Origin of the sequence: Shimia sp. R10_1 (assembly GCF_017744095.1) — a bacterium.
Taxonomy (GTDB): domain Bacteria; phylum Pseudomonadota; class Alphaproteobacteria; order Rhodobacterales; family Rhodobacteraceae; genus Shimia.
Genome location: NZ_JAGHQX010000009.1, coordinates 171,729 through 184,291, shown reverse-complemented (window position 1 = coordinate 184,291; position 12,563 = coordinate 171,729). Strand labels below are relative to the sequence as shown.

At 56.4% G+C, this 12,563-nt stretch carries 10 protein-coding genes; all 10 read left to right on the top strand.

All coding sequences use genetic code 11. From position 1 onward, the window contains the following. Nucleotides 1–11: 11 nt before the first annotated feature. The 10 genes from dld to J7413_RS16920 all read left to right on the top strand — a co-directional run bounded on the left by dld (nt 12) and on the right by J7413_RS16920 (nt 12,134). A complete protein-coding gene (gene dld, locus J7413_RS16965; RefSeq protein ID WP_209100348.1) occupies nt 12–1,694 on the top strand; it encodes a D-lactate dehydrogenase in 1,683 nt (560 codons plus the stop codon). 323 nt (nt 1,695–2,017) lie between these two features. Next, the gene (locus J7413_RS16960) at nt 2,018–3,025 is read left to right on the top strand and encodes a substrate-binding domain-containing protein (protein ID WP_209100346.1); all 1,008 of its coding nucleotides are present in this window, start codon (nt 2,018–2,020) and stop codon (nt 3,023–3,025) included. 83 nt (nt 3,026–3,108) lie between these two features. Then, nucleotides 3,109–4,632, top strand: a complete 1,524-nt coding sequence (locus J7413_RS16955; protein ID WP_209100344.1) for a sugar ABC transporter ATP-binding protein — start codon at nt 3,109–3,111, stop codon at nt 4,630–4,632. A gap of 11 nt (nt 4,633–4,643) precedes the next feature. After that, nucleotides 4,644–5,639: an ABC transporter permease gene (locus tag J7413_RS16950; protein ID WP_209100342.1), complete on the top strand. Its 996-nt coding sequence runs from the start codon at nt 4,644–4,646 to the stop codon at nt 5,637–5,639. A gap of 10 nt (nt 5,640–5,649) precedes the next feature. Beyond that, nucleotides 5,650–6,630 carry a sugar-binding transcriptional regulator gene (locus J7413_RS16945; RefSeq protein ID WP_209100340.1) on the top strand — a complete coding sequence of 327 codons (981 nt, stop codon included), beginning with the start codon at nt 5,650–5,652 and terminating at the stop codon, nt 6,628–6,630. Beyond that, nucleotides 6,620–7,615: an aldo/keto reductase gene (locus J7413_RS16940; protein ID WP_209100338.1), complete on the top strand. Its 996-nt coding sequence runs from the start codon at nt 6,620–6,622 to the stop codon at nt 7,613–7,615. The genes J7413_RS16945 and J7413_RS16940 overlap by 11 nt, the downstream gene beginning before the upstream one ends. A gap of 109 nt (nt 7,616–7,724) precedes the next feature. Continuing rightward, complete coding sequence (locus J7413_RS16935; protein ID WP_209100336.1) at nt 7,725–9,470, top strand: glycerol-3-phosphate dehydrogenase/oxidase; 1,746 nt, start codon at nt 7,725–7,727, stop codon at nt 9,468–9,470. Then, entirely contained in the window at nt 9,443–10,285 is an 843-nt protein-coding gene (locus tag J7413_RS16930) for a class I fructose-bisphosphate aldolase (protein ID WP_209100334.1), read from the top strand. Before J7413_RS16935 ends, J7413_RS16930 begins: the two co-directional genes overlap by 28 nt. Continuing rightward, nucleotides 10,278–11,795 carry an FGGY-family carbohydrate kinase gene (locus J7413_RS16925; RefSeq protein ID WP_209100332.1) on the top strand — a complete coding sequence of 506 codons (1,518 nt, stop codon included), beginning with the start codon at nt 10,278–10,280 and terminating at the stop codon, nt 11,793–11,795. Before J7413_RS16930 ends, J7413_RS16925 begins: the two co-directional genes overlap by 8 nt. Nucleotides 11,796–11,855: 60 nt before the next feature. Continuing rightward, on the top strand, nt 11,856–12,134 hold the full coding sequence (locus J7413_RS16920) for a putative quinol monooxygenase (protein ID WP_209100330.1): 279 nt from the start codon (nt 11,856–11,858) through the stop codon (nt 12,132–12,134). Nucleotides 12,135–12,563: the final 429 nt, after the last annotated feature.

The window sequence follows — 12,563 nt, the reverse complement described above, 5'->3', positions numbered from 1 at the left end:
AGGAGTGGCAAATGTCTGCGTTGCTTCAACAGCTTGATCAGATCGTTGGTTCCAAAAATCTGTTGACCTCCTCCAGTCAGACGGAACGGTTCCGCAAGGGGTTTCGGTCCGGCGAGGGCGAGGCCATTGCGGTTGTGATGCCAACAAACCTGCTGCAGATGTGGCAGGTTCTTCAGGCTTGTGTTGCCGCTGATGTTGTTGTTGTCATGCAGGCTGCCAACACGGGGCTCACCGAAGGATCGACACCCAAAGGCACCTATGACCGCCCCATTGTTGTGCTGAATTCGAGCAAAATCAAAGGTCTGCATCTCTTGCAGGACGGTGAGCAGGTGCTGAGCCTGCCAGGTGCCAGCTTGTTTGAGCTGGAAAAACTGCTGCGCCCCCTCGGGCGCACGCCGCACTCGGTGATCGGCTCAAGCAGCATTGGCGCTTCGATCACGGGCGGGGTGTGCAACAATTCAGGCGGGGCGCTCTGTGAACGCGGGCCCAGCTATACCGAATTGGCGCTTTTTGCCCGGATTGATGAAACCGGCGCGCTTGAGCTTGTCAACCATCTGGGCATTGAGCTTGGTGACACTCCTGAGGAAATGCTGACACGGCTGGAGGCGGGCGATTATGACAAAAACAGCCCAACGCCGGAAGGCCGCAAAGCCCGCGATACAGATTACGAAGAGATTGTGCGTGACGCTGATGCGCGCAGCCCAGCGCGCTACAACAATGACCCACGCCTGCTGTATGAAGTGTCCGGTTGTGCCGGAAAGCTCGTGGTGTTTGCGGTGCGTCTGGACACCTTCCCAACCTATGAGCGTGAGCAAACATTTTACATCGGCACCAATGATCCGGATCAGCTCACAGAGCTGCGCCGCCGCATTCTGAAAGGTTTCGAAACCCTGCCGGTCTCTGCAGAATACATGCATCGCGAGTGTTTCGATATTGCGGCGGTCTATGGCAAAGACACGCTGGTGATGATCGACAAACTGGGCACTGACCGATTGCCGATGTTCTTCGCCCTGAAAGGGGCGATCGACGCACGATTGAACAAATTCTCTTTGACCCGTGGGTTCACGGACAAGTTTATGCAGCTGGTGTCAAAGATCTGGCCACAGCACCTGCCGGCGTTTCTGCGATCCTACCGCGATCGATTTGAACACCACCTGATCCTGAAAATGCATGATGGTGGCATCGAAGAGGCAGCACAGCTCTTGCCGGAACTCTTTGACAACACAGATGCAGATTATGTGACCTGTTCTCCGCGAGAGGCAAAAATTGCTGGACTGCATAGGTTTGCAGCGGCGGGCGCAGCGGTTCGGTATGGCCATGTGCATGCCAAGGAGTCCGAAGGCATTCTTTCACTCGATATCGCTCTACGTCGCGACGATCGTGCGTGGCTTGAAAAACTGCCACAGGATCTGCTCGATCAGATTGCGGCGAAGGTCTACTATGGGCATCTTATGTGCCACGTGTTCCATCAGGACTATGTGGTGAAAAAAGGCTGCGATCCCTTAGCGCTGAAGGCCGCGATGCTGAAAATTCTGGATGAGCGCGGCGCTGAATACCCCGCTGAACACAATGTGGGCCACCTCTACACAGCCAAACCGGCATTGGCGGCGCATTATCGCGATTGCGATCCGACCAACTCATTCAACCCTGGCATCGGGAAAATGAGTCGGGCAAAGCACTATGGCGCAAGCTGATGATTTAGCTGTGTGCGCTGGTCGAAAGCCGCGCGCACAGTCCTGCGCCCTCCACGCGCGAGTAGGGCGAACGCCCCCTTGATCCACGGGCTTGTTTATCCCCACCTGTCGATGCTGAAGCCCGACCAAGCTTTTTCGCGAGTCTACGGAAATTGTGAAATAAATTTCAGCTTCTGAGAAATTTTGCTTGTTCGATTGATTGAGGTGCCATTTCCTCTCTAACTCAGGGTCAGTGCAAGAAACTGCACAGGATGAAATTTCTTGCGGCGCGCTTGAGGAGAGGCTGCGTCACAAGGTCAATCGACCGTGGGAGGAATAGGATTATGGTCAAATTTAAGCAGATGGCTTTATGCGCCGCTTTGTCGCTGACAACCGCTGTTGGCGTGGCGCAGGCAGACACGCTGAAGTGTGATCCGGGCGAAACTTACATCATGAATGTCATGGTGTCAGGGCATCCATACTGGGTGCCCGTCTATCAGGGCTTTAAACAAGCAGCGGCCGCTTTTGGGTGTGAAACCATTTTCTCGGGCACTCCAGATTACGACATCACCAAACAGATTGCCTCTTTTGAACAGGATCTGGTGAAAGCCCCGGCAGGTATCCTGCTGCACCCAATGCAAGCGGATCCATTCATTGAACCAATCAACCGCGCGATCGACAACGGCACCGAAATAACGACATTTGCCGCGGACTCGCCAAATTCAAAGCGCTCCGCCTACATCACCTCAGACAACCTTGCAGAGGCGAAATATGCCGCCGAGGCCTTTGTGGGTGAACTGGGCGACAGTTTCGAATTCGCAGTTCTGGAGAATCCGGGTCAGTCCAACCACGATCTGCGTGTCACAGCCTTCCTGTCCTACATGGAAGAGCACTATCCGAACACCAAACTGGTCGGGCGCCAGGCCACCAATCAGGACAGCAACGCCGCCTATCGCGCGACCGCATCTATCGTTCAGGCGAACCCAAACCTGAAAGCCATCTGGATCCCGGAGGCAGGCTCCGCCGAAGGTGCCGTGGCTGCTATTCTTGAGGCCGAGTCTGATGTGATGGTGATGCACGCTGATGTGACACCAACAACGCTAGAGCATATCAAAGCGGGCAACATCTATGCGGCGCTGAACCCAAATCAGGGCATGCAGGGCTTCATGGGCTTTATGTCTGTGTTCATGGCGGCGAAGTCTGACGTTTTTGATCCGTTCAATGACTACAAGGTCTCTGGCTACAACCCGGTTCAGATCCCGTTTGTGGACAATGGCTTCTCGGTCATCACCAAAGCGAATGCTGAGAGCTTTGATCTGAATGCCTACATGGAAGGCCGCGATCCGAGCTGATCGGATTGAGTTGAGTTTGGCTGCTCCGCTGGCGTGTGGGGCAGCTGCTTCCAACAACAAGACTTCAGAGAAAAGTGGGCGCTATGACTGGGGATGTAATCCTTAAAATATCCAAGCTCTCCAAATCCTTCGGGCCGGTGAAGGCACTGAAAGGGGTGGATTTCGAGCTGCGCAAAGGAGAGATCCACGCGATTGCCGGGGAAAACGGCGCGGGCAAGTCGACCTTGATGAACATCATCGACGGGATCTTGCAGCCCGACAGCGGCGAGATCTGGCTCGACGGTCACAAAGTGCGCATGCAGTCCCCAGCGGAGGCGCAGAAACGCGGGATTGGCTTTGTACATCAGGAGATTGCGCTTTGCCCTGATGTCTCTGTGGCCGAAAACATCTTTATGGCGACCACCAACGCTAGCCGCGCTTTTCTGATGGATTATAAGGGCATCGAAGAAAAAGCGCGTCAGGTCTTTGCGCAGCTTTCCAGCATTGATCCGGCGGTTCTGGTGCGTGATCTTTCAATTTCCAATCAACAGCTTGTTGAGATTGCTAAGGCGCTGACGCTTGATTGCCGCGTGCTTATTCTGGATGAGCCCACCGCCGCGCTGACCGAAACCGAGGCGCAGGTGCTGTTTGGCATCATGCGGCAGCTGGCGGATCGTGGGATTTCCATCATCTATATCTCACACCGGATGGTCGAGATCTTTGAAAACTGCGACCGGGTCTCGGTGTTTCGGGATGGGCGTTATGTACGTACCGACACTGTCGCCGACATCACTCCGAGCGACGTGGTGAATGCCATGGTGGGGCGCGAACTTGGGGATCTCTATCCAGACAAGCAACATCCCGATGATCGAAGCGACACAGAAGTGTTGCGGGTTGAGAACCTGACCGAAGCCACGCGTTTCAGCGATGTGTCCTTCTCGCTGAAGAAAGGAGAGATCCTGGGCTTTGCCGGTCTTATAGGCGCTGGGCGCAGTGAAATTGCCAAAGGTATCTGCGCGCTGGAGGGAGAGGTCACCGGCGACCTCTGGCTGAACGGAGCGCAGCTCAAGCTGCGTGACTATCAGGACAGCATAGAGGCGGGCATGGTCTATTTATCAGAAGACCGCAAAGGCGACGGCGTGTTTTTGGACATGTCCATCGCCAGCAATGTCTCCGCGCTGAAAGTAGAGCAGGTCGCCAGCGGCCTTGGTTTGATCCAGACGCGCAAAGAAGTCGATCAGGCGGATCGGCTCGGCCGCAAACTCAATCTGAAATGTGGCGGGCTGAATGATCCGGTGTCTTCGCTGTCTGGCGGCAACCAACAAAAGGTCGCCATCGCGAAAATGCTGTCGGTCAATCCGCGTCTGATCTTTCTGGATGAGCCAACCCGCGGAGTCGATGTGGGGGCCAAGGTGGAGATCCACCGTATCTTGCGCGATCTCGCCAATGAAGGCGTGGGCATCGTGGTGATTTCCTCAGAGCTGCCCGAATTGATCGGTGTCTGCGACCGTGTGCTGGTCATCCACGAGGGCCACATTACGGGCGAGGTAACGGGCGATCAAATGACAGAAGAAAATATCATGCATCTGGCCTCTGGCGCAGATGCGGCGCTCTCAGCAGCGCAATGAAGGGGGAGAAAATGGAGCAATCAGTGAACATCGGAGCCGTCGATGACAGCAAGGAGCACTCTCTTTTGGGGCGCTTGATCCGCATGCGGGAAACAGGGCTGATCGTCATTATTCTGGCGCTTTTCATCGGCATGTCCTTTGCCTCGCCCTATTTTCTGACTTGGGTGAACATCCGCGCCATGACCATGGCATTCGCGGTGGAAGGCATCGTGGTGGTCGGCATGACTGTCCTGTTGATTTCCGGTGGTATCGACCTTTCGGTGGGCTCAGTCACAGCCCTTGCTGGCGTCATTGCGGGCTGGTTGTTTTTGCAAGGGATCGATCCGTGGGTCGCCTCTGCGATGGCAATTTTTGCTTGCACCGCTATTGGCTCTTTCATGGGGTTTTTCACCACGCGGATCGGCTTGCATCACTTTATTGTCTCGCTCGCGATCATGGTGATTGCCCGTGGGATTTGTTTGCTGGCCACCGGTGGCCGCCCCATTGGCCTCTACACGCTGCCACCAGAGTTCAAATTCATTGGACAAGGCTCCATCGGCCCCATCCCTGTAGTGATCATCATCTTCTTTGTGGTTGTGATTGCGGCCGATTTCATGCTGCGCCGCACCACCATGTTCCGCAAAGTGTTTTACACCGGCTCCAATGAAAAAGCTGCGGCCTATTCCGGCATTCGCACCAAGAAGGTTGTGTTTCTGACCACCACGCTTTGCTCTGCGCTCTGTGGTTTTGCAGGCATCATCTATATGGCGCGCTTTGGGTCTGCGCAGCCGACCTTTGGTCTGGGGATGGAACTTAATGTGATCGCCGCAGCGGTGATCGGCGGGGCCAGCCTGAATGGCGGATCTGGCTCTATCTTCGGGGCGATCCTTGGTACGGTGCTGTTGTCTGTGGTGTCCTCCTCGCTCGCACTTTTGGATGTGTCGGTCTATTGGCAGGACATCATCCGTGGCTCGATCCTGCTCGCGGCTGTGACCATCGACCACTACCTCAACAAGAAACGGCGCTGAGGTGAAGGGGATGGCAGAACGCAGACAAGACTTTGAAACGGTGCGCCAAATCCACGCTGTGCTGGTCCTACATTTCATCGAAGGCAAAAAGCAGTCAGAGATCGCAAGCGAGCTCAACCTTTCAACATCCAAAGTGAACCGGTTGATCACCCAGGGACGCAAGCTTGGGATGCTCAAGATCGAAATCGACAGCCCGTTCCAGCGTTTGATGGATCTGGAGGACGCGCTTAGCCGCTTTGCGCGCCTCGACAGCGCCGTTGTCACCCCCACGGTGGACGGCAGTGAGAAGGCAACATTGCAGCAGGTTGGGCGCGCCGCGGCCAGCCATTTGACAGAAACCCTGAGAGATGGCGATGTGATCGCAATCACCGGCGGGAAGGCGGTCAGCGCTTTGGTCGATAGCCTGGAGGTGGAGCGCGCCTGGGACGTCACAGTGGTACCGCTCACTGGGGGAGTGCAGGGTAAGTACTTCACCGATGTGAACCATCTGGCGACACGTCTGGCGGAGCGCTTGGGGGGCAAGACCATGCTCCTGCATGCGCCACTCTTTGCGGAAAGTCAGGCGCAGAGGGACATGTTGATGGGGGTGTCCTCAATCAAAGAAGTGCTGGACTTGGCGCGGCGCGCGAACATCGCGCTTGTTGGGATCGGTTCCGTTCAACCGGCTCAGTCAAGCTACTACGACTTGCACCCCGTGCCCGAGGCAGACCGCAAAATGCTGGTGGGAACAGGCGTTGTCGGAGAATTCATGGCCCATCTGATCCGCGAGAATGGCGCGGTGGCGAATTTTGCCCTGAATTCGCGCCTTGTTGCGCTGTCTCCTCAGGAACTTGGCCAATGTGAGCGGGTGATCGGCATTGCCGCAGGCACCAGCAAAGTGAGCCCGATCAAAGCTGCCCTGAATGGTGGTTTTCTGGAGTCCTTGATCGTGGACGAAGACACGGCCGCAGCGGTGCTGCAGCAATATGAAGGAAGTGAACATGTCGCATGAAATGCTAAAACGCGAAATCGGCCAGTCGGGCATAAAGGCGTCCGCCATTGGGCTTGGCACCTGGGCGATTGGCGGCTGGATGTGGGGCGGCACGGATGAGGCGCGCTCAATCAAAGCGATTGAAGCCTCCATTGATGCCGGTATCAGCCTGATCGACACGGCCCCTGCCTATGGTCAGGGTGTTGCCGAAGAAATCGTCGGCAAAGCCATCAAAAACCAGCGAGATCAGGTGGTGCTTGCCACCAAATGCGGTCTTGTCTGGCACACTCAGAAAGGCAACCACTTCTTTGATTATGACGGCGCGCCCGTACATCGCTATCTGGGCAAAGATGCGATTGTCTATGAGGTCGAACAGAGTCTCAAACGTCTCGGCACGGACTATATCGACCATTACATCACCCATTGGCAGGATCCGACAACGCCCGTTGTCGAAACAATGGAGGCGCTGGAGCTTCTGAAGCAGCAGGGCAAAATCCGCTCTATCGGGGCAAGCAATACAACGCCTGCGGATGTGCGCGCCTACCTAGCCGCAGGCCAGCTAGATGCGGTCCAGGAGGAATACTCCATGGTCAACCGCGCGGTCGAAGTTGAGATGGCCCCGCTCTGTCTGCAGCAGGGCGTGTCGATCCTGAGCTACTCTTCGCTGGCGCTGGGATTGCTGTCGGGCAAGATGGGTCCTGACCGGGTGTTTGAAGGCGATGATCAACGCAAAGACAACCCGCGGTTCTCGATGGCAAACCGTCAAAAGGTGGCGCAGTTGATGGCGGCGATCGCCCCCATTGCTGAGGCCCATGGCGCGACCAAAGCGCAAATTGTGATTGCCTGGACGCTGCAACAGCCTGGCATCACATTTTCACTTTGTGGCGCGCGCGATGCAGATCAGGCGGCGGAGAATGCGAAGGCAGGCTTGCTCCGGTTGAGCGAAGCTGAACTTGCCACCATCAGTCAGGCCGCAGCCGCGCACCTCAGCAACCTAGACGGCTAACACGCTGTCCTTTCACCAGGCGGCTGTTTTGGTCGCCTGATCGGGGCAATGCCTCACCCACCACGGCAATAGAACGCGCCAGCCCCGGCTGGCAGCGAACGGAGAAGTCATGTCCGATCAGCGGAGCAAAAACTGGCAGAAGCTTCAAGCAGACGGAGCGTTTGACGTTGTGGTTGTCGGCGGGGGTGTCAACGGGATCGGCACGTACCGAGAGCTGGCGCTACAGGGGTTGCGCGTGCTGTTGGTGGAACGGGGCGATTTCGCCAGCGGATGCAGCGCTGCGCCCTCGCGCATGATCCATGGTGGCTTGCGCTATCTGGAAAATGGTGAGTTTGATCTTGTACGTGAAAGCTTGCAGGAACGCGATGCCTTGCTGCTGAATGCGGCGCATATGGTGCATCCGCTGCCCACCGTGATCCCGATCACGTCGACGTTTTCGGGGCTACTGAATGCCGGGGTGTCTTTCTTGGGGCTAAGTGGCAAACCCTCCCGTCGTGGCGCGCTTCCGATCAAGTTGGGACTGTCCCTGTATGACTGGGTAACGCGCAAACGCCGCCTGATGCCGAAACACAGTTTTGCCGGGGAACAGACCACGCGACGGGATTGGCCGGATCTGATGGCTGAGGCCAAGTATACCGCCACCTATCATGACGCATGGATCGGCTTTCCTGAGCGGTTGTGCCTTGAGATGATTGCCGATGTTGCCGAGGCGCATGCGGGCTGTGTCGCGGTGAACTACGCCGAAATTGCCCCCTCTGATGCAGGCTATACCCTGACGTGCCAGATCTCAGGACAGAAGACTCAGATCACAACCAAGCTCATTGTGAATGCCACCGGTGCTTGGCTCGATGAAACCGTTGCCCAATTGGGCGGGGGAACCAACAAAGCCATGGTGGAAGGCACCAGAGGATCACATGTGATCTTGGATCATCCCAAGCTGCACGCTGCACTTAAGGGCAGCATGGTGTTTTTTGAAAACGATGATGGGCGCATCTGCATCGTATTTCCCTTTCATGACAAGGTTCTGGCAGGCTCAACCGACATTCGGGTTCAAAAGCCAGGCCGCGTACGCTGCGAGCCAGAGGAAACACGTTATATTCTGGGGTCTCTGCAAAACGTGTTTCCGAACATGCAGTTTGACGAACGCGATATCGTCTTTAGCTACTCCGGCATTCGCCCATTGCCGCAAAGTGATCAGGATTTCACAGGCCGCATCTCGCGCGGCCATGACATTCGCCACCTTGCGGCGCGTGACGGGCGGCCCCCACAGCTTTGTATGATCGGGGGAAAATGGACCACCTTTCGCGCCTTTGCCGAACAGGTCTGTGATGAGGCTCTGGGGATTCTAGGCCAGTCGCGCAAATGCGATACCTTGGGGCTGTCGATCGGCGGCGGGAAAGGGTTTGAGGGGCAGTCTGCCGCTGTCTTGCAAACCTTGCGCGCAAAGAACGGGCTAAGCGCCGCGCGCGCCGCTCATCTGCTCAGCCGCTATGGCACCAATGCGCTGAATGTCGCCAAGCACTGCCCATACGGCGATCAGTCGTTGTCCCCGGCGACCCTATACAGCCGCGCAGAACTGGCACACCTGAGCCGCTCCGAACACGTCGCCACCCTGTCTGATCTTGCCCTGCGGCGCACGGACTTGGCGATTTCCGGTGTGCTCTCTGCCGAGATCATCGACGCCCTCGCAGAGGTGATGCGTGAGACGGTGGGCATCTCCGCAGAAACACTTGCCGCGCAAAAACAAGCGCTGACCAAGGAACTGCAGCAGTTCCATGGCGTCAGCCCCGAAACACTCAGATCACGTAATACCAAAGGGAGAGCGCAATGCGCATCAGTACAAAAGCACGCATGAACCGGATGTTCACCAATGGGGGGTGCCTTGACGTGGCCATCGACCATGGCGTCTGCAACGAACCGAGCTTTATGGTCGGGCTGGAGGATATGCCTGCCGTAATGAACACGCTGATTGATGCGGGTCCGGATGCCATTCAATGCGCCTATGGTCAGGCCGATCTGCTGCAAAATCGCCCCGAAAAAGACAAGCCTGCGCTGGTCATGCGCATTGACATGGGCAACCCCTACAATGATCAGCGTCACCGGGTGATGTGGTCCATGTTGCAAAACTCAGAGGAGCCGATCATCGGTGCGTTGGAGATGGATGCAGCTGCGGTGGTGGTGAACCTGTTCATGTTGCCGGATGAGCCGGAACTCTTCCGCCAATGCGTCGAAAACATCAGTCGCGTGCGCGCATCTTGTGAGAAATACGGCATGCCCCTGATGATCGAACCGCTGGTGATGCTGCCCAATGATGTGCGCGGCGGCTATCAAGTCGATGGCAATGCCGAAAAAATTGTGACCCTCACCCGTCTGGCCAGCGAAATGGGGGCCGATATCATCAAGGCCGATCCAACAGAGAACCCCGAGGATTTTCACCGTGTGGTCGAAGCGGCACGGGTGCCGGTGCTGGTGCGCGGCGGTGGCAAAGAAGATCTGAAAAATGTTCTGATGAAATCGGCTGCGCTGATGCAGCAGGGCGCGAAAGGAATGGTCTATGGCCGCAATATCTATCAGCATGACAATCCAAAGGCCGTGGTCAGCGCTCTGATGGCGATGATCCACAATGGCGCTGGCGGCGAAGAAGCATGGGACATCTATAACCGTGGCTGAAGAACAGACATATCTGCTGGGTCTGGATGCAGGCAACACAGTCATCAAGGCTGTGTTGTTTGATCTGGAGGGACGGCAAATCGCCATGCAGGCCATGGATGGGCAAACGCATTCGCCTAAAACAGGCCATGTAGAGCGCGACATGAACGAACTTTGGGCCAACGCCCAACAGGTGATCCGCAGCTGTATCGAAACCGCGGGCATTGATCCAAAACAAATTGCCGGGGTCGGGTGTGCAGGTCATGGCAATGGGCTTTATGCGCTGGACAAAGCGGGGGAGGCGCTGATCGGGATACAGTCTCTTGATACGCGTGCTGCGCAGCTTGCCACAGATCTCGCAAACACTCAGGGGGATGCTTTGCATCGCATCTGCCTGCAAAAGCCCTGGCCCTCTCAAACTCCGGTTCTGTTGGCTTGGCTGAAACGCAATGCACCAGATATCTACGCGCAGATCGGAACAGTGTTCCTGTGCAAGGATTACATGAATTACTGCCTGACAGGCGCACGCGTCAGCGATATTTCCGATATGTCAGGCTGCGGTCTCACCCGCTTGCCGGACGCGCTCTACGATGCGGATCTCATGGCGCTATATGATCTTTCTGAAGCGCTGGAGTGTCTGCCACGCTTGGCGGACCCTGCCGAAGTCATCGGATATGTCACAGCCGAAAGTGCCGCGCTCACCGGGTTGGCAGAAGGCACGCCTGTGATTGGCGGATATTTTGATGTGGTTTCCAGTGCGCTGGGGTCTGGTGCTGGGGTGCCCGGTGACGCCTCAATCATCGTAGGGACATGGAGCATCAATCAGGTGTTTTCAGACGCGCCGGTCTTTGATCCAGACGTGTTTATGGTCAGCGCCTTTGGCGACGGGCACTTTGTGAATATTGAATCCAGCGCGACCTCTGCGGTCAATCTGGAGTGGTATGTTCGCGAGTTGGTGGAGCGCGGCGCGCACCATGATGATCCGTTTGGGCACTGCAATCAGCGGGTTGGTGACATCACGCCGCAAAGCGATGATCCGTTTTTTCACCCCTTCTTGTATGGCTCTGGTCTGGGCGCAGATCACCGCGCTGGCTTTTACGGGGTCGCAGGCTGGCATGGCGAAGGCCACCTGCTGCGTGCATTGTTTGAGGGGGTGATGTTTGAGCACCGCCGCCACATTGATGTCTTGCGTGGCTCCGGCGTGCAATTTGACGCGGCCGTTCTGTCAGGGGGCGGGGCGCGCAGCCCACACTGGCCTCAGATGTTTGCCGATTGTTTGGGCGCTCCAATCTCTGTTGCTCAGGCGCAGGAAACCGGGGCGTTGGGTGCCGCTATTGGTGTGGCAGTGGCCACGGGGCTGGTGGCCGATTATGCCGAAGGCATCGCGAAAATGACGCGCCAGCGTGCCAGCTTTGCGCCCAATCCAGCAATGACGGCGCATTATGAACGCAGGTATCAGCTTTACGGCAAACTCACCGAAGCGCTCGCGCCGATCTGGGCGGAACTTCATGAACAGGCCGCTACGGCGTGAAATACGCCGTGGCAAATTTTCGGTTTCTCAAAAGAAACGCAGACTTTGAAAGAGACTGACATGACTGTCCTTGTGATTGCCGAAGTGTCAGGGCCTCTCGAAGAGTTTGATGCTCTGAAACACGCAGTGGATGCGCTTGCTCAAGCATCGCGCAGAGAGGAGGGGTGCCTGACATATCGTCCGTTTGAGGATCAGGAACAGTCTGGCTGCCTTGTGATTTTGGAAAAATGGGCAAGCCGTTCGGCGCTTGACGCGCACGGCAAGTCTGCCCACATGGCGCAGTTCAAGGCGTCCCTTTCAGACAAGATCAGTGTATCGGTTGAAAAGCACGACATCTGAGGCACGTTGCCGGTTAATCTCTTTTTAGGTGTGTGAATGCACCCTTCTAACCTAGACCTTCATGGCATTGTGCGTCAGTCTACGGGCTCGCAGCGAGCCTATCGGGCAGTGTCAAACTGAGTTGGTCCAACCAGATGGGAAAAGCGCGGGATTACTTTGCTGCGTCTCCTGCCTAATACTCCTTGAACGATGTGTGCCGTTATCCTGCACCTGCTGGACGAAGAGTCTTTCTTGCGGTTCCTCAGTTGACTTAGTTTTAACAATAACTTAACGAAGCAACGAAGGCGGACTGAATGGGCATTCACTTGCCTGCCGTTGCGCCTCCGCGAGCAAGACTAAGCTAGCACTTTCCCAAAATTTTATCTTGCTGCCGGAGGTTCCAATGGTTCCTAGGAACAACGCGCGTGTCTCGCTTTTTGCGACGACCGC